Origin of the sequence: Chitinophaga filiformis (assembly GCF_023100805.1) — a bacterium.
GTDB classification, from domain to species: Bacteria; Bacteroidota; Bacteroidia; order Chitinophagales; family Chitinophagaceae; genus Chitinophaga; species Chitinophaga filiformis_B.
In genome coordinates this window covers 2,945,812-2,972,518 of record NZ_CP095855.1, presented here as the reverse complement: position 1 = coordinate 2,972,518, position 26,707 = coordinate 2,945,812, and the positions used below count along the sequence as shown (strand labels likewise).

Annotated in this window: 19 protein-coding genes; 4 read left to right on the top strand and 15 right to left on the bottom strand. The window is 47.7% G+C overall.

Annotated features, from left to right (window positions below):
* Positions 1 to 3: 3 nt before the first annotated feature.
* Genes MYF79_RS11935 through spt form a run of 9 tightly spaced genes read right to left on the bottom strand, consistent with a single transcriptional unit; the run spans position 4 to position 10,070 of the window.
* Positions 4 to 624, bottom strand: a complete 621-nt coding sequence (locus MYF79_RS11935; protein WP_247814085.1) for a sterol desaturase family protein — start codon at positions 622 to 624, stop codon at positions 4 to 6.
* Between the two features lie 26 nt (positions 625 to 650).
* On the bottom strand, positions 651 to 1,925 hold the full coding sequence (locus MYF79_RS11930) for a DUF4833 domain-containing protein (protein ID WP_199658097.1): 1,275 nt from the start codon (positions 1,923 to 1,925) through the stop codon (positions 651 to 653).
* Between the two features lie 18 nt (positions 1,926 to 1,943).
* The gene (locus MYF79_RS11925; RefSeq protein WP_247814084.1) at positions 1,944 to 4,487 is read right to left on the bottom strand and encodes a DUF5686 and carboxypeptidase-like regulatory domain-containing protein; all 2,544 of its coding nucleotides are present in this window, start codon (positions 4,485 to 4,487) and stop codon (positions 1,944 to 1,946) included.
* A 1-nt stretch (position 4,488) separates the two neighbouring features.
* The gene (locus tag MYF79_RS11920; RefSeq protein WP_247814083.1) at positions 4,489 to 4,884 is read right to left on the bottom strand and encodes a GtrA family protein; all 396 of its coding nucleotides are present in this window, start codon (positions 4,882 to 4,884) and stop codon (positions 4,489 to 4,491) included.
* Positions 4,881 to 5,345 carry a phosphatidylglycerophosphatase A gene (locus MYF79_RS11915; protein WP_199658100.1) on the bottom strand — a complete coding sequence of 155 codons (465 nt, stop codon included), beginning with the start codon at positions 5,343 to 5,345 and terminating at the stop codon, positions 4,881 to 4,883. Before MYF79_RS11915 ends, MYF79_RS11920 begins: the two co-directional genes overlap by 4 nt.
* Positions 5,342 to 6,667: an inositol-3-phosphate synthase gene (locus MYF79_RS11910; RefSeq protein WP_199658101.1), complete on the bottom strand. Its 1,326-nt coding sequence runs from the start codon at positions 6,665 to 6,667 to the stop codon at positions 5,342 to 5,344. The genes MYF79_RS11915 and MYF79_RS11910 overlap by 4 nt, the downstream gene beginning before the upstream one ends.
* Before the next feature lie 32 nt (positions 6,668 to 6,699).
* Complete coding sequence (locus MYF79_RS11905) at positions 6,700 to 7,683, bottom strand: NAD-dependent epimerase/dehydratase family protein (protein ID WP_247814082.1); 984 nt, start codon at positions 7,681 to 7,683, stop codon at positions 6,700 to 6,702.
* The gene (locus MYF79_RS11900; protein WP_247814081.1) at positions 7,680 to 8,864 is read right to left on the bottom strand and encodes a hypothetical protein; all 1,185 of its coding nucleotides are present in this window, start codon (positions 8,862 to 8,864) and stop codon (positions 7,680 to 7,682) included. The genes MYF79_RS11905 and MYF79_RS11900 overlap by 4 nt, the downstream gene beginning before the upstream one ends.
* The gene (gene spt / locus MYF79_RS11895) at positions 8,865 to 10,070 is read right to left on the bottom strand and encodes a serine palmitoyltransferase (protein ID WP_247814080.1); all 1,206 of its coding nucleotides are present in this window, start codon (positions 10,068 to 10,070) and stop codon (positions 8,865 to 8,867) included.
* Between the two features lie 694 nt (positions 10,071 to 10,764).
* Here spt and MYF79_RS11890 point away from each other — a divergent pair.
* Positions 10,765 to 11,760 (top strand): hypothetical protein, encoded by a 996-nt coding sequence (locus MYF79_RS11890; RefSeq protein ID WP_247814079.1) that lies wholly within the window; start codon positions 10,765 to 10,767, stop codon positions 11,758 to 11,760.
* A gap of 196 nt (positions 11,761 to 11,956) precedes the next feature.
* Positions 11,957 to 13,411, top strand: a complete 1,455-nt coding sequence (locus MYF79_RS11885) for a hypothetical protein (RefSeq protein ID WP_247814078.1) — start codon at positions 11,957 to 11,959, stop codon at positions 13,409 to 13,411.
* Positions 13,412 to 13,575: 164 nt separating this feature from the next.
* On the opposite strand, the gene MYF79_RS11880 is transcribed toward MYF79_RS11885, so the two are convergent.
* The 6 genes from MYF79_RS11880 to MYF79_RS11855 form a co-directional block, all read right to left on the bottom strand.
* Positions 13,576 to 14,808 (bottom strand): TCR/Tet family MFS transporter, encoded by a 1,233-nt coding sequence (locus MYF79_RS11880; protein ID WP_247814077.1) that lies wholly within the window; start codon positions 14,806 to 14,808, stop codon positions 13,576 to 13,578.
* Between the two features lie 111 nt (positions 14,809 to 14,919).
* Positions 14,920 to 16,239 (bottom strand): lysine N(6)-hydroxylase/L-ornithine N(5)-oxygenase family protein, encoded by a 1,320-nt coding sequence (locus MYF79_RS11875; RefSeq protein ID WP_247814076.1) that lies wholly within the window; start codon positions 16,237 to 16,239, stop codon positions 14,920 to 14,922.
* 1 nt (position 16,240) lies between these two features.
* Positions 16,241 to 17,740, bottom strand: a complete 1,500-nt coding sequence (locus MYF79_RS11870) for a pyridoxal phosphate-dependent decarboxylase family protein (protein WP_247814075.1) — start codon at positions 17,738 to 17,740, stop codon at positions 16,241 to 16,243.
* Positions 17,741 to 17,742: 2 nt separating this feature from the next.
* Complete coding sequence (locus MYF79_RS11865; protein ID WP_247814074.1) at positions 17,743 to 19,578, bottom strand: IucA/IucC family protein; 1,836 nt, start codon at positions 19,576 to 19,578, stop codon at positions 17,743 to 17,745.
* 33 nt (positions 19,579 to 19,611) lie between these two features.
* Positions 19,612 to 20,259, bottom strand: a complete 648-nt coding sequence (locus MYF79_RS11860) for a GNAT family N-acetyltransferase (RefSeq protein ID WP_247814073.1) — start codon at positions 20,257 to 20,259, stop codon at positions 19,612 to 19,614.
* 468 nt (positions 20,260 to 20,727) lie between these two features.
* Positions 20,728 to 23,943 (bottom strand): AsmA-like C-terminal region-containing protein, encoded by a 3,216-nt coding sequence (locus tag MYF79_RS11855; RefSeq protein WP_247814072.1) that lies wholly within the window; start codon positions 23,941 to 23,943, stop codon positions 20,728 to 20,730.
* Positions 23,944 to 24,142: 199 nt separating this feature from the next.
* Here MYF79_RS11855 and MYF79_RS11850 point away from each other — a divergent pair, with 199 nt between their 5' ends.
* On the top strand, positions 24,143 to 24,559 hold the full coding sequence (locus tag MYF79_RS11850; RefSeq protein ID WP_247814071.1) for a DUF983 domain-containing protein: 417 nt from the start codon (positions 24,143 to 24,145) through the stop codon (positions 24,557 to 24,559).
* A gap of 384 nt (positions 24,560 to 24,943) precedes the next feature.
* Complete coding sequence (locus MYF79_RS11845; protein WP_247814070.1) at positions 24,944 to 26,653, top strand: RICIN domain-containing protein; 1,710 nt, start codon at positions 24,944 to 24,946, stop codon at positions 26,651 to 26,653.
* Positions 26,654 to 26,707: the final 54 nt, after the last annotated feature.

The window sequence follows — 26,707 nt, the reverse complement described above, 5'->3', positions numbered from 1 at the left end:
ATCTCACTTTTGAAAATCTGATCCGAAGATCTTGTCCCAGAATGAAGAACTTACACCATATCCTTTGGTAGCATCGGCATAGTGGTGCATCATGTGGTGTTTCTTCAGCTTCTTCCAGAACTTTGCCTTAAAATTGAAATGGTGCAGGGCATAGTGGGAGATATCGTAGAAAAGATATCCGCCGATAAAGCCTGCATAAAATCCGTAAAAATATACTTCGGGTATAAAACTCTTGTACAGGAACCAGAAGCCGAGTGCCAGCGGTATGCTCACAGATGGTGGCAATACCAGTCGCAACCTGTCGTTAGGGTAATCATGATGCACACCATGGAAAATGAAGTGCAGCTTTAGTCCCCAGGAAGACTTCGGTACAAAATGGAATACAAAACGATGCATGATATATTCTACCAGCGACCAGATAAAGATACCGGCCAGTACGCTGAGCAGCCATATCAGTACACCTGTATGCACTGTTACCAGTGCTGTCCAGCAGCAATAGGCGATAACAGGAACGTATAAGAACAGCGGAACGCTGAAATGCACTTTAGATAAACTTTCCAGTAGTCCGTTCTTGAACATAGGCACAGACTCTTGCGAGTTGGAAACGTACTGTCTATTACTCATTCTTTCTGAATTTAACGATCAACCTTTTATGGCTTGAACTGCTCCTTTATTTCTTTGCCGGTAGCAGGGTCCACTCCTTTCATTTCTATGTATACCACGTTCGGGAACCAGAAGGTGCCTCCTTCTATCTGCAGGTAGATCCTGTTCAGCTGCGCCATTACGCTACCAATCTGGGTGTAGATATGGTAGTCGCCCTCGGCGGACTTCATCAGGTACATCTTTTTTTTATCATAGGCTACGGAACGCAATTCATATTTGTCTTTCGCCACCTGCTTTATCTTCAGTCCGTATGCAAATTTACGTTGTATATAGTTTAATCCTTTCTTTTCACCTTTTTCCGTGTACCTGATCCAGTAAATATTCACCGGATCATCTTCGTCCAGGGTGCCATCTTTCTGCAGGTTCAGGTCATAAATAATAGTGTTGGCATTCGGCGTACGCTGCATGTAGAACAGCATATGCGGAATATTCTGCGGCACCGGGAACACCGGTTCTGTACCCGCCTTCTGTACATTCGCCATAGCCATAACAGGCATTACCATGATAAGCAGGGCGATCACCGGGGTAGTGGTAGCGCTTCTGATAACACGGGTTACCTGGTCCTGCTGGTCTATTGCTTTCTTTGCATCTTTCAGGCGGCCTATTGCTGTTATATTGGTCATGATGGCCATGATGAACAGCGGGAAGGTAAAGATCGAAATGGTCTCAAATACATGGAAAGGAATGCCTGGTATAAACAGTTTGTAATCTCCCCCGATGAAGTGTGAGGTGATACCGCAGGCAATAGCAGATACCGAAATGATCACGATCCTTTCCGGGCGTTGCATCAATCCTCCCTTACTTTCAATACCGAGGCCTTCAGCACGCGCCCTGGTATAGCTTACCATCATAGAGCCGATCAGCGCAATGAAGGCAAATATGGAGCTCAGGAAATAGTGATGTCCGATCAGGTAATAACAGATCCCCAGGAACAGGACCATTTCACTGTAACGGTCCAGTACGGAATCGAAAAGGGCGCCGAAGCGCGAGCCCATATTTCCCAGGCGGGCTACCTGCCCGTCCAGCATATCAAATAGTCCTGCAAAAAGGATCAGGGCGCCGGCCCATCCCACATAGGACAGGTCTCCCCTGTTGCCTTCCTCGACTCCCGTCACAAATATCACGACTACACCTATATTCAGCAGGAATCCGATCAGGGTGACAGCGTTAGGCGTCAGCCCCAGCTTGATCAGCCCCTTTACCAAAGGGTTGATCACCACGTAAATTGCTTGCTGCAGCTTATCTCTGAATCGTTTTTTCATGGTTTACGATTAAAAACATTAAAAATCAAATCTAACCCTGCCCCTGATACCCCAATTGGCAATCAACGGGTTATCCAGGTAGGTAAACCTCTTTACGAGGTCTAACCTGAGCAGTTTGAATATATTGGCGATACCAACACTGCCTTCCACATATGGCGTATTGCCAAGTGTATAGGTGATCGGTACTCCATCTGCATAATTTGAGAACTGTATCTTCGTTGGATCCTGTCTTGGATCATTGCCTTTGCTCAATCCTCCGTATAATACCTTCACGGTTGCTACCTCACGGAGTTTCAGTTTTTTCAGCAAAGGTATCTTATTGAAGATAAATCCGTTAAAGCTATGGTCAATATTTATACCAGCATAGCGGTCACTCACAAATTCCAGGAAGTTCATCAGGTTATAAGACTGTAACTGGTAAGCATAGGTCTGGTTCGCTCTGTGGATGGTCAACAACGGATAAGGTATGTGTCCGAAGATGTAACCACCCTCTAATACAACCTCACTATAGCCAAGCTGTGAAAGGTATACCATCTTATAAATATTCAGGGTGATGTTCTGGTAGTTATATCCGCTACCGAACAGCCCCTTCACTCCCGCGATTGCTCTGAGTGTGAAGATAGGATATTTGTTGGGGATGGGGATCCTGAAGTTCTTTCCCTGGTAGAACTGCTCATGAGGCGCCCAACGCAGTTCCAGCGACAGCTCGGAAGTAGTGATCTTCTTCACACTGTCGGCAGTGTTGCCCTTATAGTAAGACAGGGTACCGGCGGGCGTCTGCTGCCAGTGTTTGAAGCCTACCTGGAAAGAAGAGTGATTGTACAGCTCATGGAGGTAATACACCCTGTAGATGTCGTTGTACAGCCATTTATCGTTGTTACCACGTTTGAATGACAGCAGGAAGTTATCTTCCTGTACGAACTGCAATTCCTGGCCCGGGATCTTTGTATCGTGCTGGTAGCTGGCCTTAACGGCACGCACCGGCCAGTCGTAAATGGACTTATGGTTAAAGGCATAAGAGCCTCCGAAGTAATATTTCCATTTCTCATCCTTGAAACCGTAAGCGCCGTAGCCTTCCAGGTAAATGCTCTTGTTGAACTTAGGAGTGGTCCTTCCACCCAACCTCAGGCGGAAGCCCTCTACCGGGTTGAAGTTATAGAAGGTGTTCACCGGTCCAATCTCAAATTTGGGCCCTACGCTTTTCCAGCCGGCCAGCAGCAGGGTAGCAATGTCCATCGTCCTTCTGAACGATTTCATATGCTGCAGGCTGTCGATATTGGCGTACACCTTCGATTCTGCTGTAGTCAGCGTATCATGCCTGTTCTGGTCCCAGAAGCTCTCCGGCTTCACCACCTCTTCCTCATTTTCCACGAAGGAGCTGCCTTCATAGAATTTGTCCGGCATAGGCTTGTTGATCACCATATTCTTCAGTGACACCGTACGTTCCCCGTAAAGACCGCTCTTACCTTTGAAGAGGCCAAAATCTGCCATCAGGGTGTTCTTGTTCATGAAATACCGGCCATCCGCTGTTTTTTCGAAATCCATATAGAGATGGAAATCACGGATAAAGTTCAGGTTGATCTCCTTATTGGCGGTCATATCCGCCTTCTGAATAGCGTATTTCCCATCCAGCGTGATATACAGTTTACCTTCCAGTAAACGGTCTGCCTTGTTCCTGGGGTAGAATTCCAGGACAATCAGTTTTGTACTGTCTGCCGTTTTGATGGTGTCAGCAATGTAATACTTGTAGAAAGTTGGACCCGCATCTGCAATGGGACTCAGGAACTGGTTGGTGAACAACATCATATTGTTGTCGTAGATATCCACGTCCTGGTAGATGTGGTTCAGATAAGCGCTCAGACCGCGGTTATCGATATAGTTCTCAAAGCTGACCTTCTTGTCAGCAGTGACAATTGTTTTCTTCTTTTCGGGATCCCTGCGGTAGTATACATCTGCCAGTCTTTCTTCCAGGTACATCGGGAGGAGCGAACGCCCCGCCATCTTGGTCGTATCCTGGTTATCGAACACGAATTTATACTTCCGGGTAAAACGGTTGTTGCTGATCTTTTCAGACACATTACTCAGTGCAAACTCCAGTTTTTCGTACTGATTATAGTTGGCATAGTCATAATGCTCCATCCTGTTCTTTGATTTATTATCAATGACCAGTCGGATCAACTCTACAGCCGGGTTATCCTTGTTACGGTATCTTTCTTTCTTACGCCTGATCACCACTTCTCCCAGGGTTTTTGCGCCACTTTCAAGGCTCACATTCCTGACCTGTTCGCTACCTCTCTGTATGCGTACTGTAATAGCTTTGTACCCCATCAGGGAAAAGCGTATACTATCTTTTGGGCTATCAAACTGTAATTCGTACCGGCCTGCAGCATCAGTAGCGATGCCAAAGGAAGTACCAGGCACAAAAACGCTTACAAAGGGAAGCGGAGCACCTGATTTGTCTGTAACCACACCCTTTACTTTCGTCGTTTGTGCAAATACTGAACTAAAGCCGAGCGTAAGCAATAACAAAAGACCTAAACTAATATTTTTACTACCATTCATTCTATCTAACATCTTTAAAAACGAACCGCTTCTGCATTATATAACTATAAGTAAACCCAATTATCAGCGATACTGCCATTTTAACCATGGCTACTCTGTCTATAAGACTGTACCATCCTGTAAAATGTAGTATAAGCCACACTCCTGCCGCATTCAGCAGCATGTTTCCCATCCAGGTGATACCATAGCGCAGTGCCTGTCCTCCTATCGCACTTTTCTCCTTATTAAAGACCCACTGCCGGTTAATCATAAAATTGGCGGCTCCACCTGCAAAGGTACCGGCCATGTTTGCACCGACATACCAGGCTCCCGCCTCGGTTGACAGCAGGATGACCACCAGGAAATCCAGCCCTGTCGCTATCAGTGATGAAGCCTGAGCCTTCAAAAATTTCATCATCTTCCAAAAACGTTACTGTGATAAACAATCTGCAGTAACAAGTTGGTGTATACTCCTGCTACCACGTCATCCATCATTACGCCAAGCCCTCCCGGCAACTGCTCGGTACGGCGGATTAATAATGGTTTGCGGATATCAAAGAATCTGAACAATACAAGTCCCGCCAGTACGTAAGCCGGTGTTACCGGCAGGAACAACAGGCTGAAGCACATACCGGACACTTCATCTATCACCACTTTCTTATCATCCTTACCCCAGTAAGGTTCAACTTCCGTACCGGACCAAATGCCCAGCAACGTAACTGCAATGGTAAATGCCAGTGGCCACATCGCAGATATGCTACTACCAGCCTGCGCAAGGTACCAGCAAAGAGCTGTCACGGCGGCAGCAACCGTGCCTCCTCCCTTACCGATGTAGCCTATGCCCAGGCTGGTAGCGATTATTTTGTGAATTCGGATCATCCTTCGTTTAAAATTCCTTCGTAATAATCCAGCCCCAGGTGCGTGATCAGATCTTCACCCATCAGGTAGCGCAGGGTATTCTGCAACTTGATCAGCTGTTTGAAGATGTCATGCTCAGGACGCAGGCCTGGTGCTGTTTGTGGCGATTTCAGATAGAAGGACAGCCATTCCTGGATACCGCTCATACCGGCACGCTTCGCAAAGTCGATGAACAAGGCGAGGTCGAGTACGATCGGCGCAGCCAGGATAGAGTCGCGGCAAAGGAAATTCACCTTGATCTGCATTTTATAGCCCATCCAACCAAATATGTCAATGTTATCCCAACTTTCCTTGTTGTCCTTGCGCGGAGGATAATAGTTGATCCTGATCTTATGGTACATATCACCATACAGTTCAGGGTTCTCGTCCGGCATCAGGATATCTTCAAGTACTCCCAGTTTGGATACTTCTTTTGTTTTAAAGTTATCAGGATCGTCCAGTACCCATCCATCACGGTTCCCCAGGATATTGGTTGAGAACCAGCCTTCCATACCCAGCGCACGTGCCTGCAAACCGGGGGCCAGGATGGTCTTCATCAGGGTCTGACCCGTTTTGAAGTCTTTACCGGCGATGGGGGTCTTCGTCTTTTTGGACAATTCAACAAGAGCAGGTATGTCGCAGGTCAGGTTAGGTGCACCGTTCGCAAAAGGAACGCCCAGCGTCAGCGCCGCATATGCATAGATCATGCTTGGAGCAATACGCGCATCATTATCTTTCAGCCCCTGTTCAAATGCAGCTAATGACTGGTGAACATCTGCAGCTTCGTGATATATTTCGGTAGAACCGCACCATACCATTACAACGCGGTCACAACCTTTTTCTTTCTGGAAATTCTTAATGTCCTCTATTACGGCCTGTGCGAGGTCATAACGGGTCTTGTACTCCTTTACGTGTGTACCATCCAGATTTTTAACAAAGTTTTTATCGAAAGCCGCCTTCATTGGAACGATAGATTCCAGTTCGGGCCTGATGGCTTCCAGCATAAACCTGTCAAGTACTTCGGCTTTGACTGCAGCGGTATACACATTATCTTCATACACATCCCAACCACCGAATACCAGGTCATTCAGGCTGGCTAAAGGAACGAAGTCCTTGATCAGCGGATTCCTGTTTTCCGTTCTTTTTCCCAATCTGATATGGCCCATTTGTGCAACAGAGCCAATGGGCTTGGACAGCCCTTTCTTAATTGATTCTACTCCGGCAATGAATGTCGTGGCTACCGCGCCAAGGCCCGGCATCAGGACACCCAGTTTCCCTTTTGCTTCTTTAATTTGATGTTTCATAAAAATGTGAGACTTTTATTTAACTGTTTTAATCAAAACCATTTGTTGGCGGTGTACCAGTCCAGCGTTTCCCGTATACCTTTTTCAAGATCATATGCGGGGCGATAGCCCAGGTCCTGCCGTATCTTTTCTATGTTACAATCCCAGTTCTCCGCCGTCAGCTCATTCAGTTTGTCCCTATTCAGCAAGGGAGCCCCACGGCTCACCATTTCCATAATAGTGGCAACAGATTTAATAACAGGCAGAGGTAGGTGAACGCGAAAAGTGTGCAGCTTCAGATGTTGCTTTATAACATTGGCCAGTGCGTAACGGTCGTACCTGTTACCGTCTGAAATGTTATATACAGTTCCTGATACAGGAGCCGTCAGTGCCAGCAATGCCGCTTGTGCGAGATCCTTGACGTAGACAAAACTCAGCCATTGGGCGCCTTTGCCCATATAAGGTTCCAAACCCCGTCTGTACGTTTTGAACAATACGAAAAGATCCCGTTCTCTTGGCCCATACACTGCTGTGGGCCTTAATACTACCCAGGGGACATCTGAAATAACTCCCAGGTATTCTTCAGCCAGTAATTTACTTTTTCCGTAACTGGTCACCGGTTGGGGCTTCGCCACGTCCGGAACAGGCCAGCTGGCATTATATGCGATGGGGCCTACGGCCGCCAGACTGCTAATAAATACAAACTTCTTAATGGGGACCCTCGATTCTCCGGCTGCTACTGCCAGGTTGAGGGTGTACCCTGCATTAACCCTGTTATATTCGTCCAGGGACTTTGCCTTCGTTATACCTGCTCCATGAATGATGTAGTCGAATCCATGCTTCACGATCAGATCTTTCAGATCATCCTTACTACTGAAATCAGGATAAACAAAATTTACCGGCAAATGTTTCAGGTGGGAAACATTACTGGATGCACGTACAGCGGCGTAAACCTCCATTCCTGCATCCAGCGCTGTCTCTACCAGATGATATCCTACAAAACCGCTGGCGCCTGTTATCAGTATCCGGGGTTTCATATCTCTTTTTCGTATATCCTGTAGGTCCTGTACGGATCTGCGTTTATACCCCGCATAGCGGCGTTCATCATTTCATTTGTTTCCAGGATCCAGGACCCTTCACCATAAGCAACGCCTTTTGCCCTGCCCACTTTCATTAACTCACCGTAAAAACAGGCATCAATTCCCAGTTTACGGTGAGATTCCAATACGCCCAATGCCAATACTCTCACACCATTTATCTTCTTTTTACCCAATAACAGTTTCAGTATTCCAGTCGGAAACAAGCGACCTCTTTTTATCTTTCTGAGGATCTGGTTAAGATCCGGAATGGCCAGGGCAAACCCGATCATTTTCCCATCCTCTTCTGCTACAATACCAAAATCAGGATCCAGGATCATTTTCAGGTCTTTCGCCAGGTACTCGAACTCCTTTTCAGTCATCGGCACAAAGCCAAGGTTCTTGTCCCAGGCACTGTTATAGATCGCATGGATGTTTTTTACTTCCTCATCAAACTTTTTAAGGTTCACCTTGCGGAAGGTGATATTACGCCTGGTGAGTCGCTCTTTCAATACTTCCATCACACGGTAAGGCCGGTCTTCCATGTACTCAGGAATGATCTTCCAGGCAAACATGGTGATCTTCGTTCCCAGCCCTGCTTCCTCAATTAACTTGATATAGTAGGGATAATTGTAAGTCATCATCACTACCGGCGGACCATCAAACCCATCTATCAGCAACCCGCAGGTTTCGTTGGTAGAGAAGTTAACGGGACCGATCAGGGTGCTTAGCTTACGGTCTTTCAGCCATTTAGTGGCTGCGCTGAACAGGGCCTGGCTCACTTCGCTGTCATTGATACAATCGAAGAAACCAAAGAAGCCATCGTTCGTTTTATTGAAAATATTGTGGTTCTTATTATCGATAGCGGCTATCCTTCCCACTAGTTTGGATCCACGGAATGCGAGGAATGCCTGCAGCTGTGAATGTTCATGGAAGGGATGTTTTCCCGGAGTCAGAAGGTCACGTTGAGCAATAAACAACTCAGGTACATAGTTTTCATCGTCCTTGTACAGATCATGCGGGAAATCGATGAACTGCGCCAACTGTTTCTTGCTGGTAACCGCCTGAATGGTCACCTTTGGCAAACCGTTGGTTTGTTGCGGAGCATGTACCGTTTGCTGAGATGTTTGCAATGTTTCCATTTATATTTTTTGCTTTAAAGGTATACCCGCACGTGTAAATGTCTCCGTCAGTTTATCAATCGCCGTTTCGATCTGGGCGAAGGTGTGCGTCGACATCAGGGAGAACCTGATCAGTGTTGCGTCTGGCTGAACTGCCGGAGGCACTACCGGGTTCACGAATACGCCTTCATCCTGCAGCATACGGGTGATGCGGAATACGCTTTCTTCGTTCCTGATATAGATCGGTATAACAGGTGTTTCTGATACGTTTCCGGTATCGAAACCTGCTTCCTTTAATAAGTTGCGTGCGTAGTTGGTATTGTCCCACAGGCGCTGAATGTGATCAGGCTCAGACTGGATGATGTCCAGGGTGGCAATTACGCTGGCTGCGGCTGCAGGCGTCATGCTCGCGCTGAAGATCAGGGAACGGGCAGCATGCTTCAGGTATTCGATCACGTCCTTGTCGCCGGCAATGAAGCCACCCAGAGACGCAAAAGACTTGCTGAAAGTACCCATGATGACGTCTACTTTGTCAGTCAGGTTAAAATGAGACGCTGTACCTGCGCCATTCAGTCCCACTACACCCAGTCCATGTGCATCGTCCACCATGATATTGGCGCCATAGGTATCAGCCAGGGCCACTATTTCCGGCAGGCGGGCAATGTCGCCTTCCATACTGAATACGCCATCCACAACGATCAGGCGCACCGAAGACTGTGGCAGGGCTGCCAGTTTAGCCTCCAGGTCCTCCATGTTGTTGTGGCGGTACTTGATAACTTTCGAAAAGGACAGTCGGCTGCCATCAATGATGGAAGCGTGGTCCAGTTCATCCAGAATGATGTAGTCATTACGGCCGGTCAGGCTCGATAACGCACCCTGGTTAGCCAGGAACCCCGTACTGAAACACAGAGCGGCTTCTTTCCCCACATACTCCGCCAGACGACGCTCCAACTCCAGGTGAAGGTCAAGGGTACCGTTGAGGAACCTGGATCCGGCACAACCCGTACCATACTTGTCAATGGCACGTTTGGCGGCCTCTTTCACCTTGGGATGGTTTGTCAATCCCAGGTAGGAGTTTGATCCGAACATTAACACTTTCTTACCGTCAATATCAACTTCAGTGTCCTGAGAAGAAGAGATCGGTCTAAAATAAGGGTAGATCCCTTTTTCCTTGGTAGTGTAAACTCTGGCCAATGAGGCTTCCTTTGCACGTAACAATTTGCTCATTCTGATATATCTTAAGCTGTTGTATAATCTTTCTACTTTATGCGAAAGTATAAGATTATGTGTTCTGAAAATGTTTTCAGACCCAAATTTATATATTGAACACTAAAAATTTGCAGTGAATCGTGACGGTAAGCGATAAAGTCCCCCGCAAACAAGCAGTGTTTAATAATATTTCAATCAATTACGAACACCGGCATACGACGGATTCGTAACGCTAACAGTATGCAAGTTGCGGTTTAAACATGTAGCTACGGGTTGTAACTAAACAATAGGTGATAAGAATAAAGGTGGTTTAACAGTATATTCAGTTGTGGTCTAAGGTATATCATCCACCGGTTCTTTGATTGTCAAACCAGAATGACGGCACCAAATTAGGAAAAAATTTCAATTAAAAGCGAAAAACATTAGGGGTTACCGTCAAAATATTACATATATACAACAAAGTGATAATTTTATCATCTGTATTAGCAGCGGTCGCTTACTCCATATAATCTATTTATAACCAAACAATTCGACATAAAAATAAAGATCAATTTATTATTTCTGCGGCCGCTTGTCCCCTCTTTTAAACCATCCCCGTTTCAGGCAGTCTACCTAAGTATACTCACAGATGTAACTGCAAAGATAAGGGGACCAGTATTCCCCCATTATCAGGAGAACCCGCGAGTATCCCAAAAAACCAAAATAAATGAATATGCGACACTACTTTACCGCATTTTTACTGTGCCTGGGCATGACCCTGACGGCATCCGCCCAGGAAACGCCAGAACAGGATTCAACCGGTCTGCCGGGCGACAATTTCAGCCTGCAGGGCGCACTCGACCTGTTTAAACAATCTGCATCCCCCGAAGCATTTGAAAAGCTGTTGAATTCTCCCGACAGCAAGGTCAACAACCTGGATCTCAACGAAGATGGCAACACCGATTATATCCGCGTCATCAACAAAAAGGACAACGATGTGCAGGTGTTCATCCTGCAGGCCCTGGTTTCTTCAACAGAAAGCCAGGATGTAGCCGTGATCGAATTACAGAAGAACGGCGATAACAACGCCATCATCCAGATCGTTGGTGATGCTGATATATACGGTGAGTCCGTTATTGCAGAACCCGCAGCAGAAGAAGGTAATGCATTTAATTACACACCTGCCACCCACGGACCTTCAGCATATTCGCCTGAAGGAATAGTGGTGAATGTATGGTTATGGCCCTGTGTACGCTTTGTATATGCCCCGGCATATACTGTCTGGGTCTCTCCCTGGACCTGGGTCAGCCACCCGGTATGGTATCGTCCGTGGCGCCCTCTTCCCTGGCATGTATACCGGCCGGTACGCTATGCCTATGCACGCAGGTATGTTGTCGTGCCTGTGTACAGGATCCCTCCTGCCCGGGTTATCTACCGTCCTGTAAGGACCACTTCCGTGACCGTTATCAACCGTAACCGGGTGGTAGTGAACAACTATCGTACTACCCGGAGAACAGACCGGTATACGCCCAACAGGACTTACAGCGGCGGCAGACAATACCAGTCATACGCTCCCGCCAGAGCCGACAGGGGCAACGCAACAGACCGGGGCGCCAGAATGGACAGAAGTACAAGAGTGGACAGAACTACAAGGAATAACGACCGCTCCGGAGAAAGGGCCGGACGCAGGGCAGCCGGTAAACGCAAACGGGCTGACCGCGGAAATTAACTTTCCGTGCCAACAGTAAAGATACTGCTCATCATAGTAAGGGGCCTTCTAATATGTTGTTTCACAACAATATATCAGGAGGCCCTTATTCATTTGCCAATGCCCGCCCCCTCTTAAATTACGGCACACATATTGCATTATTAAACTATTCGTACATTCAACTTCATTTATTAGTTATATACTAAACTTTTTTGTCATGAAGATCAGCCAATCCCTACCTGTACTGTTCATATCCCTGTTACCGGTGTTACATGCCAAAGCTCAGGATTACTATCCGCGGCAGCAATTACAGGAGCAACCCGACGAATGGGATAATGCCAGCTGGTCTCCTCCCGATCAGGACTCAACCGGGTTACCCGGCGATAATTTCAGCCTGCAGGGAGCACTCACTCTTTTTAAACAGGCTAACAGCCCGGAAGAATTCGAAAAGCTGCTGAATACAGAAAATAACAGGGTCAACAACCTTGACCTGAACGGGGATGGCAATATCGATTATCTGCGGGTGATCAATAAAAAGCAGAACCAGGTACAGCTCTTTATCATACAGGCGCTCGTATCCAACCAGGAAAGCCAGGATGTGGCCGTTATCGAACTGGAAAAGACCGGCGAGAATACCGCCGTTATCCAGATAGCCGGCGACGAAGACCTCTATGGCGAAACAACCCTGGCTGAACCCCTGGAAACGTCCGACAGCCTGTACTCTGCTGAAGACAATTCCTTTGACTATAACACCTCTCCCCGTACACATGGCCCAGCGACGGATGCCGGCATCCCCGGGATGGCTCCTGCAGGTGTGATTGTGAACGTGTGGTTCTGGCCCTGCGTACGCCGGGTATATGCCCCCGCTTATGTGGTTTGGACCTCTCCCTGGTCATGGATCAACCCTCCGGTATGGTGGAGACCATGGCGCCCGATGCCGGTATATGCCTATCGCCCCGTGTGCCACCACTACAGGTATGGTTACACATATGCTCCGGTAAGAAGGATCGCGCCCGCCCGTGGCATGTATTATCCAATCCGGACCTATTCAGGCATGGTTTACAACCGTAACCGTGTAATAGTGACCAATTACCGCTCCGCAAGAGCAGACCGCGGCCACTTTCCCGGCAGGTATGATGGTGGCAGATACAATGGATATTACGGGAACGGTTACAATTACAACGGCGGCCGGAATTACTACAACGGCTACCGCGACAATCGCCCCGGCAGGGATAACTATGGCTGGAACAACAGACCAGGTGGACGTCAGGGATATTACAACGACAACCGATATCCCGGCCGGACAGATGACAATCGCAGGGATGGACGTCCCCAGGGTGGCGGCAGGCCAGGAAATTATCAGGGCAATACCTGGGGCGGTAACTCACAGAACGGTGGCAGAAACGAAGGTAGCTCCCGTGGCAATACCTGGGGCGGTAACTCACAGAATGGTGGCAGAAACGAAGGTGGCTCACGTGGCAATACCTGGGGCGGTAACTCACAGAATGGTGGTAGAAATGAAGGTGGCTCCCGTGGCAGTACCTGGGGCGGCAACTCACAGAATGGTGGCAGAAACGAGGGAAGTCCACGTGGCAACTCCGGGAACAATAACTCATCAGGTGGCAGGACCAATGGAAATTCCGGAAGAGCCAGCCGCACAAGAAGCATGTAATAAGCAGTAGTTCGATAGAACATGCTTACCAATGGCATGTTCTCCCATTCTTTCCATATTGCTTCGCCGTCATTGCCATATCGTTTTACAGGCATTTCTCTGTCGAATTTCATATAGCATATGACAGCGAAGCAATATGGAGATATGGAAATCTGATCCAACTATTAGCCACCTTTGGGTTTCTGCATCCCCCTGCCAGCCAGGAAAATACTTATCAGCACCAACAGCCCACTGACAAAAAAGGGCGCCCCCGGAAAAAGGAAAGGCGCATTATTCCCCGTAAACCAGGCGAAAAGGCTCCCCATCAGGGGCGGCGCTATGATCGTAGTAACACTCATAAGACTGGTCAGTCCCCCTTGTAATGCGCCCTGTTCCGAAGCGGATATCTGACCGGTAATAATGCTTTGCAGGGCAGGACTGGCAATATTTCCCAACGAATAAGGCACCAGTATCACGAACATCATCCATCCGCTGCTGGCAAAAGCAAACAGCAACAAACCCAGGCTGTAAAATGCCAGCCCGATATACAGGCTTTTTCTTGTACCGATACGTGGGATGATCAGCCTGATCAGCCCCAGTTGTACAACAGCTACCAACAGGCCGCTAAAGCCGAGGGAATAACCTACCCAGGCCTCGTCCCAGCTAAACTTCTGCATACCATAGAATGCCCAGGTGGTCTGAACGCCGTTGTTGGCGATATAGATCAGCACCAGGGTAGCAATCAGTCCGTATACAGCCGGATATTGCTTCATCTGCACCAGCGAGCCTACCGGATTGGCATGTTTCCATTCAAAAGCCCGTCTGTTTGCTGCCGGCAGGGACTCGGGCAGTACGAGGTAGCCGTACAATACATTCAGGAGGCTCAATATACCTGCTGCTATAAAAGGCGCCCTGGCGCCAAATTGTCCCAAAAGGCCTCCCATCAGCGGGCCCAGTATAAAGCCCAGCCCAAAAGCCGCGCCGATAATACCGAAGTTCTGGGTACGCTTCTCTGGCGTGCTGACGTCTGCAATATAAGCAGCTGCTGTTGTAAAACTCGCCCCCATCACACCGGATATGATACGGCCGGCAAACAGCCATATGATGGTAGGGGCAAATGCCATGAAGAAATAATCCAATCCAAAGCCCAGCAGCGACAACAACAATACAGGACGCCTGCCATAACGATCGCTCAGGTTACCCAGTACCGGTGCACAGATGAACTGCACCAGGGCATAGGCAAACGTCAGCCAGCCGCCAATAGCAGCTGCTTCTCCCATATTGCCACGGATCAGTTGCGCTACCAGTTTTGGTAATACAGGAATAATGATCCCCAGCCCCGTTACGTCAATGAGCAGTGTAATAAAAATGAAAATGAGCGCGGAACGGGATTGCGCCGCTGAGATTATTTTTTGCATACCAGATGCTGTAGCGTTTGTGTGAAAAGCCTGTTGAAGTGAACAGGAGACACAGCGCCAACAGACGCCCTGCCTCCTGCATTTCACCGAACAATGTGTCTCATTGGTTATTTATAAAGCGGGGATAGCCGGTATGGATGTTTCTACACCAAATTGCTGGAAGGCAATACGTAGCTCCGTATGGTATATCTCCTCTCCTGCTATTGTATTGATGATGCAGGAATTGCGGTAAGCGCCCATCCCCAGGTCCGGCGTTACAAAACCATGAGTGTGCAGCTCCGCGTTCTGTACGAAGATCTCATCACCATGAAGGTCGATGGCGTAGTTACGCTGTACATCGAACAACTGGTCTTCTCTCCTGACAATACGATCGCTGATACCCTCGAGGAAAGCTGGTTCCCGGTACTTGTAACCTGTGGCCAGGATCACGAAATCCGTATCCCGGGTAAAGGATCGTTGCTGCTGTACCTGCGTCAGATCGAGTGTGTAACTGTTGCCGGCATTAGCCCTGATATCGTTCAGCTGTACATTAGGGCGCAATTCTATATGTGAGATATCTTTATCAACACTCATCTCATAGAGGGTATCAAAGATCTGGTTGATGAGATCATAGTTAATACCCTTGAAGAGCGGATTCTGCCTGGATAGCAGTTCCTGCCTGCCTGCCGCAGGTATGCTGTAGAAGTAATCCACATACTCCGGCGAGGTCAGCTCCAATGTCAGCTTTGAATACTCCATCGGGAAAAACCTGTCCGGGCGTGTGAACCAATTAAGCTGCATACCTTCTGCTGCCAGTGGCAACAGGTCGGCAAACACTTCCGCAGCGCTCTGGCCTGAACCAATTACCGTTACGGAACGCTTTCCTCCTATTTTATCTTTATAGTTAAGATACGCTGAGGTATGGATCACATCGGGCAATATTCCCTTCTTTGCAAATGCGGGCATATAAGGTTGTGTACCTGTGCCCAATACCAGTTTGCGGGTATAGTGCAGCGCTGTTTTACCTGTAAGGGTATGCTCTGTGCTCACTGCATACAATTGCCTGTCGGCTTCATATTGCACCGCAACGACCTTATGCGAGAAACGGCATGACGGCAACCTTTCCGCCACCCATTTACAGTAGGCATTGTATTCCTTTCTCAGGATAAAAAAGTCTTCCCTGATATAGAATTTATACAAACGGCCTGACTGTTTCAGATAATTCAGGAAACTGTATTCACTGGTAGGATCTGCCATGGTCACAAGATCGGCCATGAAAGGCACCTGCAGGGTGGCATTACTTAACATCAGTCCAGGATGCCAGTCGAAGCCCGGCGCCTGATCAAAAAATACGGCACTGATCCTGCCAACAGGCTGCAACAGGGCTGCCAGACCAAGATTGAAAGGGCCTATGCCGATGCCGATAATATCATATGTATGCGGAGTGTTCATATTATGCAATTTCTCTTCTGTCATAAAGGGTTTTCCTGTGTTGTCTCATGTAAGTGGCGCCATGCTGTTTGATGATGGATAACAGCTTATTCACATCATCAGTAGTAGTAAGCGGGTTCAATAAAGTGAACTTGAGATAAAAAGCACCATTGATACGGGTACCTGCCAGCAATGCTGCACCATCTTTCAGCATTTCTTTTTTGATATACAGGTTCACTTCGGTGACATCTGCTTCATCAAGACCTGCAGGGAAATAACGGAACACCAGCGCACTGATATCGGAGTAACTTACCAGCTCCAGTTCATCGTCCTGGCTGATCATATCCGCTACTTTAGCCGTAGTGTCTATGATCGTTTCCATGTAACTACCCAGTTTCTGTTTGCCCATCAGGCGAAGTGTAAACCAGAGCTTCAATGCATCAAAGCGCCGGGTGGTCTGGATAGATTTGTTGACCTGGTTGGGTAATCCGTCTTCATCATGCTCCTTCGGATTGAGATAATCCGCATGATGGGTCAGCAGGTCCAGTGAGCGTTTGTTCTTTACCAGGAAGGCGCTGCTGCTGACCGGTTGGAAGAATGATTTATGATAATCCGCCGTTACAGAGTTGGCCAGTTCTATGCCCTTCAGCAGATGACGGTATTTGGAAGTAAGCAGCAATCCGCAGCCATAAGCGGCATCTACATGGAACCATAATTTGTACCGGGCAGCCAGTTGCCCTATTTCTTCAAGCGGATCCACATTGCCAAAATCTGTTGTACCTGCAGTACCTACCACAGCGATGGGAATATTACCTTCCTCCAGCTCCTGCTGAATGGCTTCTTCCAGTAGAGCCACGTTCATGCGATAACCTTCCACCGGTATACTGACTACCGATTGTTCACCCAGTCCCAGTAAAGCGGCATTCTTCTGGATACTGAAATGCCCGGTGGCTGCTACAAATATCCTGAAGCGGGAAGATTCTGCCGGTAGTCCTTTCTGTTTGATATTATAGCGCAGGCGTTCCTTTGCATAATGATCCCTGGCAAGCAATAATCCCATCAGGTTGCTCTGTGTACCACCACTGGTAAATACACCGTCACTGTGGCTGTCAAAACCAATCTCACTGCATGTCCATTCTATGAGGCGTTGTTCTATCAGCGTGCCACCTGCACTCTGATCCCAGGTGTCAAGTGAGGAGTTAATGGCAGAGATCAGCACCTCTGCTGCAATGGCGGGTATCACCACCGGGCAGTTCAGGTGGGCGATATATTGTGGCAGGTGGAAGGTGATAGCGTGATCGGAATAGAGGCGCTCCACCTCCGAAAGCAGGCTTTCATAATCAGGCAGCGGCGCATTCAGATCTACCTCTGCAAATGCAGTTTTCAATTGTGCAGGCGTAATGCCGCTGAATGGTTTCCTGTTCTTTTCAAGAAACCTTACTACTGAGCCGCTGGCCAGTTGTATGGCTTTGCTGTATTCGTTGGCAGTGCCTTCATAAAAGAGGTCACTGTATGGGTTCATAGTCATCGTTGATAAATTGGTAATTTGGAATTTTTCGCAAATGCTGCTACCGGGTTTTTGAGTGTTCCTACGAACTGCAGGCTGCCTACAGGGTCGGCCAGATCCACCATACGTTCATTGTTACAGATCTGCAAACGGTTCAGACAGGAACGGATGAACTCCGGCGCAAAAAGATCATGTTGCCTGAACTTGTCTTTTAATGCAGGGAAGGATGCCTGGTAAGCCAGTATACAATCCGCTACCAGCTCCCAGAACTGTTCTTCAGGGTAAGCGCTATGTTCTACCAGTATATGTGCAATGTAGCGGAATATATAGTCAAAGACATCTGTGAAAATGGACAGGATCTTCACTTCTTCCGGCATATCGACGGATAAGCGTTTCACTTCATCGGGCAATACTTTGTCCTTGTTGATCACACATACTTCTTCTGTGATGTCTTTCATTACCGCTCTCACCGGCACATTGTTTTCCATGATAAGGATCAGGTTTTCGCCATGCGGCATGAACACCATATCATGATAATAGAAACAATGCAAAATGGGGCTCAGGTAAGCATCCAGGTAACGTTGCAGCCAGGACGCTGTATCGAGCCCGGAGGTACGGATCAGCTCAGGCAGCAGGGCCCTGCCTTCACGATCGATGTGCAGCAACGCTGCCATCGTCATCAGGCTTTGCCCTTTCTTCAGCATTGGAACGGGGCTTTCTCTCCAGAGCGCTGCAAGCATTTTCTTGTAGGGACTATCATTCTTTTCCGCTTTTTCATACAGCAAATTGCGGTAGCCCACGGTAGCCACTTCTCCCAGCAGGATGAAGCCTTTCTCCTGCAGGTAGCTGTCATCTCCCAGTTCGTCTCTCACCCACTGGGTAATACCAGGGGTGGTACGCATGTAATAAGGAGACAGTCCGCGCATGAACCCCATATTCAGGATAGATAAGGCCACTTTCACATAGAAGCGTTCCGGCCTGCTGATGTTGAAGAAGGTGCGGATAGATTGCTGCGCCAGGTAAGTGTCATCGCTTGTGCCGAGAAAGACCATATTGCGGGTGGCAATATCCCCCGCAAAGATGTGGTTCATTTTATTGTACCACTGCCAGGGGTGTACGGGAAAATACACGTAGTCGGCAGGTGCTAATCCCTGGTCGAGCAATACCTTATTGAATCGCTCCAGAGTGGCCCTGTCCAGTTCCTGCGCCAGCAGCGTCTCATATGGCAATTCAGCCGTAGCAGTGTAGGTAGCTCTGCTATGATGACCAGCGATCCACAACAGGGAAACAGGCGCTGCCGCTTCCGGCGCATAAGCCCTGTAGTCTGCTGCATCAAACCCGATACGTCCGTTGTTGGCCACAAAAGAAGGATGCCCTTCCATCATGGCATGCTCTATTTCCTGGTAGTCTGCCTGTGCCAGTGCTTCCACTCCCGGCCCTTCCTGGGCACGCATATAGGCGCTGCCATACAAGGTGCTGCAGATCTCTTCCAGGTATTTGGGAAGGATATCAGGACGGATGCCGATCGTCTCACTGAATTCTGCAATGAAACTGGCGGAATCAAGCGGCATTTTCTTACCGTCTTCCAGTTTCTCTATTGACCCGTTTTCTATGTACCAGTGGTCGAGGCCCAGGATCTTTGCACGGAAGCGGTATTCAATACCTGGTATATCTGCCGTGAGCACATAATGGCCCCAGCCATCTTTTAAAAACAGCTCCTTTGGCTGTATTAAAAGTTCGTGGGCAAATTCGCTGATGATCTTACGTAAGTGCAAAGCATTGGCTTTGCTCCAGACTTCAGGGCGCAGGTGTGCGATTGCGCTCCCGGGAGACAGTGCTGATGAGGGATGCATTATAAAGTTTTTATTATATCCTAAAAATTGCGGTTAAATGGTACCGGCTGCTTGTAATTGCCGTTCTCTTTCCAATGCAGTGATATATTGTTCCCTGGTACAAAAGGCCAGGTGCGCGGTTTTCTCAGGAAGATTGATAAGGTGATGATATCGGAAGCCTGCGCGTTTATTGAGCAGGTGGATCTTTTCATTTCTGGCGTCTGGTTCTACAATAAGCCGCTCCACTTTTTCTTCACTGAACATGAAGTCCATCAGCACTGTAAAGACGTTCCAGCTAAAGTTCCTGACCGGCGTATCAGCAGGCGCCATCAGGATATGAAAGCCGTAATCGCCTGTCTGCACATCATAATATTCACCTATCCTGTCTTTAAACGCCCAGTAAAATTCCACCAGGAAGGCTGGCTTATCATTGTAAAATCCCATGAAGGGCTGTATGTGTTCCGTACCGATAAGATCACTATACATATTCCTCACTTTCTCTACTGTGCTGTTCTGCAATTGCCAGTAAACTGCGTAAGGTTTATTCACCCATTCATGTATAAACGGAACATCTGTATCCAGCTGTAATGGCCGGAGATGAAAATGACCGCAGGAAGGAATCAATCGATCAAAGCAGGTGCCGCTTTCCGGGCATAGAAAGGCCGGTATGTGGTCACCACATTTATTACGCTTCTGTTGCATAATCAAAATAGTATCTATCGGTTTTTCCGCTATAGACGGCTGCAGGAATGAAGCACTGCGGCCTGCTAAAATGGTTTTAAAACGGGTTAAATAGGTGTCTTTTATTTTATTAGATACTGGCGAAGCTATTTCAAAAAGCTAAGGGTGGTTGATCAAAGCGGGAATTTCATTTACGCAAACGGGAATAACAAATGTATGACGGAGTTTATGATTTTTATGCGTATATCCGGAGAGGTTCGATGCGGTAACGCCCCGGGTACATCGATTCGCATGTTCACCGGACACACGCGATACTCATGTTCGCCAGGTATCCGTGATACACATGACCCCGGGTTATCACCCGGGGCTACAAACACGGCGCTCCTGACGGAGCGATGTATACAGTGTGTTATTTATGAATGTTGGAGGTTCTGAATAAAAAAAGCCGCGTTGTATAACAGGGCGGCCTTCTATAGTATTGTATTTAATTTACGCCTTTTTCGCCTTTCCTAACCCAACCTTAAAATTATCCGGTGTACCTGTTACCTTGATATTCATAAAACGGACCTTTTTTTCCTTATCCCGGTATTCAATGGCGTCTACCTGGTCAGGGTCCACCTCTTCCTTTTTCCGGCCAAAAAGGGACTGAAAACCTACCTGTGTCACCATTTTGAATGGTATCCGCATGTAATACTCCATCTTCATATCGAGCGACTGCCTACCTGATATTTCCATGAAGCCAAGGGAAGAGTTGATATTCATCTTCGGAATTTCCAGCACACCATTCTTCAGCGTCAGTTTATTTTTCAATGTATCAAAGCGGATCATGTTCAGGTTCTTGTCTTTGAAATAACCTGCCATTGCCTGCATGGGAGCAAAGTTCACCAGGCTGCCGTTACGGATGTCAACATCCAGCTGGGCTTCGCAGTTATCGATGATCGGTGTGAGATCCGGATGCATCTGTATGCGGCTCCTCACCTGTCCGTTGAGGCGGCCTTTCACATTCTTATTGATCACATAATCCTGTCCGAAATGATCGAGCTTTAACATCAGTTTTTCGATGTTTACATCAAATATCCTTATCCTGCTACGGAAGTAGATCTTTTTCGGATCAGTACCATTGAAATGACCTCTCATGCCTATCTGCCCTTCCGCAATGCCCATTCCCAGCGTATCCAGGTACAGGTGCTGATTGGCTTGCATGCGGATATTGCTGGTAACATTCTTCAGCCACAACCGGTGGTATTTTACCCTGCCGATATTGACAGTAGCACGGAAATCAATGAATGGAAATTTGAAGATATTAAAGCCAGCGGAATGAGTGGTATCCTGTATCACAGTGCGGCCTGCCGCAGGTGCTGCAACAACGGTCTCTTCGTCTTCGTTCGCCGTCAGTTTATAGTTGGTGAGCTGGTCAAGATCAAGATTGCGGGAAGTGAACTGCAGGAAGTTTTCCTTCTTGCGCCTCACCGTATCTTTTCCCATATACAGGCGCATACTGATATCAAAATCAGTTTTACCTATACGGCCTGTGAGCGTATCAAGCTTCAGGAAATTATCAGCGCCTACCTTCACAGTTCCCTTAATGCTATCCACCCTGATCTTATGTTCCTGCAACTCGCCCGATACATTCGCCAGCTTCACTTTAGCGAATTTGAATATGGAATCATAACGCAGGTCTGCCTTTGCACGCAGCCATATACCGGAAGCCACTTCCTGCTGATAGTCTTTCGGAACATAATTCCGGCTGATGGGCCCCAGCACATCTTTCATTGCCAGGTGCTGCGATTTCAGATCAAACGCTACCTGTGTCTTCCCACGCATGACCTTATCAAACCAAAGCTGGTAGTTGATCACACGACCGCTGAAACGAATGTCGCTGCTGTCTATCATACCGCCGAAATTGCGGAGCAATAAGGCCGTATCGTTGATAGTAAGCTCTGCTCCGAAATCATGAAAAGCATGCGGATACTCTTTGAAGCTGGCATATAACTGCTCCATTTTAAATTTGCCCTTAGGCAATGGAGCCGGATGCTGCAGTTCTTTTACAGAGGTCTCCAGCGATAGCCCGATATTGAACCCGTAGATCTCTTCTTTCGCTTTCTTAGCCACCGTAGAATCGTATGACAATAGCTCTTTCAAGATCATTTTCTTACTACGGGCATTGAATTTTACCAGTACCGGCTTTTCCTGCTGGTGAAAGAGCGCAGGCAGATCGCTCAGGGAACCATTCATGGCAAAGTCCGAGTTACCGAAGTAGAAGGACAGCGTATCCAGCTTTACGAAACCGCCCTTCATATCTGCATGCAGGTTCAGGTTATGAATGATGTGAGGATAATTAGGAATACGGAAGGTCAGGTTGCTGACGCTCAGCTCACTCTGGATACCTTCTTTCAGCTTTCCCATAGATATTTCAGGCACGGTCATATCCACCAGCTCATTAAAATCCATCTTCAGGTTGATGTGCCCTGTTAAACGCTGCAGGTCGGCAATACCAAGAAATGCGCCTATAAATTCCAGTTCCAGGTCCGAATTGATCTGCATGATCATTTTCGGATCTGTAAAGTCTTTCATGACGAAATTGGCCTTGAAAATACCTTTCTCGGGACGGGCGCTTACACTGAGCAGATGCAGCTCTGAAGTTTTCAGCGAATGTGCTGCACCATTGGTATAAAAGCCTTTGAAGCCCAGGGAATCGATCTTTTTATTGGCGGTGGCATTCAGTAACCATCCGTTCTCACATCCGAAATTGATCTTTATAAGCGGCAACTGATCGCCGGAAAGCTTTCCTTTAATGATACCATCGAAATAAAGACGACCATCATACCGGAACTGCTTAAGTTGCTCAGAGACCGATTGGGGTGCAAAGGACAATAACTGGCCGATATCGGGCCGGTCTCCCTTCACTTTGAAGTTGACATTATTCCCATGTTTCAGGTCTGCGGTTCCGGTTACATTGAAACTGGCATCTTCCAGTTTCAGATCACCTTCCGACAGGCTGACAAACTCGTGGCGCTGGTCGTATGTCAGCCGGAGATCGAGTTTCACATGTTTATGCCGGAACAGGGAAGTATCTGCCGGAGTAGTATAGTCCGCTATCATTGCGCCTTCCAGGTGAGCGAAGATGTTAACATTGTCCAGGCGGAAGGCGGTTTTCACTTTCTCTATATGGGTGTTGACATGCTGACCGCTTTGTTTATCAGAGAAATCAACATCCAGGTCTCTTAACACGATCTTTTTGATATCCAGGTCGAGGGATGCTGATTCGGCTGCTGCCGTTGCTATTGTATCCTGTTGTATCCTGTTTGCCTCTACGATGTTCAGGTTACCATTCACGTCCCGTACCAGGTCGAGGTGTCCCTTTTTAAGTAGTATTACTTTGACGTTGTATTTCTGCCTGAGTATATCTGGCAGGCTGAATCCCACGTACAGCTTTTCGAGCTGGTACATGGGTCTGCCGGTCTTTTGCTTGGTGGCGAAAAACCGGACGTTCTTTAGTCCTATGGAGATGTAGGGAAAATTCTGAAATGGGGAGATGGTACTGCCTTCAATGACCAGCTCGCCTGGCAGCTGTTTATTTAACTCTTTGATTGCCAGATTGATGAGGCGTTGCTGTTGGGAATATAGTACGCCTATCGCGATACCGGCCAGTATTATCAGGATAGCAATAGGTATTAAAACGATCCGGAGAATCCTCTTTCGCATCTTGCCCGTCATGGTGTTGAGACTTGTCTTAATTGATTATAACGACAAAAATAGAAAGCACCCCTATAAAATAAAAATATTTTATATGTACCAGCCTTTTCCTGCGACGAATCAGTAAAAAATACCATAATTAAGCGGAATACCACCATAACGGCAGGGAGGGCTTGAGGTACCTTTGATATGTTAAAACATATATCATATGTGTGCAGCAAAATTTGACAAAAAGCCTAACCTGCTGGGCAGCATACTACAGAACAGGTGTCCTGCCTGTCGCAAGGGGAAAATATACAAAACTGATAATGCTTATAACCTGAAGCACTTTACCGAGATGAATGATCACTGTCCGGTGTGTGGCGAGGATTTTGAACGTGAGATAGGATTTTATTACGGGACCGGGTATGTTAGCTATGCGCTGACAGTGGCATTCAGCGTGGCAACGTTTGTGGCCTGGTGGGTGATCATCGGATTTTCTTTATATGATAACCGGATGTTCTGGTGGCTGGGAATAAATGCGGTGTTGCTGGTATTATTACAACCGCCTATCATGCGGGTGTCGAGAACAATATGGCTGGCGTTCTTTGTGAGGTATAAGCCAGCGACGCGGACGCTGGCCTGAGTTGGCCTTGGATTGTGTGTGAGGGGGTATCAAAAGTATGATACGCCCTCTTTTTGTTTGGGTACCTGATCCCCAAAAACCTTTACAAATGGCCTCTTTCCGGTTGAGGAATGTTGCCTGCACAACTACATATGCTCCAATTTGCCTGCCAGTATAAATTGTTTTTGCCCTATGTTTAAAAGTGGGTGGGCGTAGCCCCCTGTTTTATTTCACTTCATAATCACATTCGTGCTTCTACGATATACCGTAAAATAAATTCTTCACTTCCGCTGCGAATATTCTCATAAATAAGCCATTAGTGTCATGGTCTGCGGTTTGCCATGAGGGGAACGAAAACCCGGAATACCGGAAACCAATAACCATTACATGTAACCAGTTTATCTTATGAAGAAAACCTGTCTTGCCTTAGGCTTATTGATAGCCATGCTATCTGCCTGTACAAAAAAAGAAAATGACACAGCCACTACACCAGCTTCTGCGGCATTAGCTGCTGATGCAGCATTAAAAGGCTCGCCCATCGGTGATGTGGTGGGAAAAGTGACTGTCGGTTACCAGGGATGGTTCACTGCTCCGGGCGATGGCTCTGCCGTTGACCGCTGGACGCACCAGAACCTGGAAATGTGGCCGGATACAAGAGAGTATTCAGTTACTTATCAAACGCCTTTCCCTGCGCTCGGAAACGGGCAACCTGCTAAGATGTTCTCTTCTTATGATCAGTCTACCGTTGATGTTCATTTCAGATGGATGCAGGAAAACGGTATTGACTGCGCCGCCCTGCAACGGTTCACAGGCGAATTGTCTGATCCGCCATTTAAGTCGCAGAGGGATGGCATGGCCCGGAAAGTAAGAGCAGCTGCTGAAGCCAGCGGCAGAAAATTCTATATCATGTACGATATATCAGGGGATGCCGACATGCAGAGCCGCCTGAAAACCGACTGGGTCAATACCATTACCGGAAGCCTGGACCTGCTGTCCTCACCCGCTTATGCGCGGCAGAACGGAAAACCTGTGGTTTGTATATTCGGCATGGGGTATAAGGGCGCCAAAGAACCTGGTGGCGGCGACTCTGCAGCATGTATCGATGTTATCAACTGGTTCAGGAGCCAGGGATGTTATGTAATTGGCAGTGTGCCAATGGACTGGCGTACACCTAATGTATTTTCCCGCACCAACTTCATGAAGGTCTATGAATCCTTTGACATGCTGACGCCGTGGGCAGTGGCGGCACAGGTGGTGGCATCTTATCAGCCGTGGATACAGGGGGATTACGATTACTGTGAGTCTCATGGTATAGATTACCAGCCGATTGCCTATCCCGGATTCTCCTTTCATAACACCAATGCAGGTAGCCCTTTCAATGAAATACCAAGAAACCACGGAGACTTTATGTGGGCACAGGTGGCTGTGATGAAAAAGGTGGGAGTGAAAAGCCTTTATATCGCCATGTTTGATGAGGTAAATGAAGGCACTGCTATTTTTAAGGTGGCAGAAAATGCGTCACAGAGCCCTGCGGGATCCACATTCGTTAATCTTGACCAGGACGGCGTTGCTGTATCGGCCGATTTCTACCTGCGCCTCGTCAACGATGCAGGTAAAATGATCAAGGGAATCATTCCTTACCAGGCAACTCACCCTACGCCACACATCATCGGTGGAAAAGGCCCGCTGGCCGATGGCACCTACAGGATCATCAACCGCAATAGTAACCTGGCACTTGATGCAAAGGGACAGGGTACGGTGAATCAGACGCCTGTACAACAATGGGCTTACGGCGGCGGCGCTAACCAGCAATGGACCATCACCAGCCTTGGTGGCGATCATTATAAGATCATTGGTTTACAGAGTGGTAAGTCGCTCGATATTGCAGGACAAAGTCTTGATGATGGCGCTAAAGTGCAGCTCTACGACTATAACAACGGTGCTAACCAGCAATGGGTAATAACGCCGGTAGCAGGTGGGTATTATACAATACAGGGTGTGCAAAGCGGAAAAGTGATAGAAGTACCTGCATTATCTACAACAGCGGGAACGCTTATTGAACAATATTCTTCTAACAATGGCGCCAATCAGCAATGGATCATCAGCGCCCCGTGAAGATGATCGTTTGTGAGAATGATCGTTATGAAGATGATCGTTTGTGAAGATCGT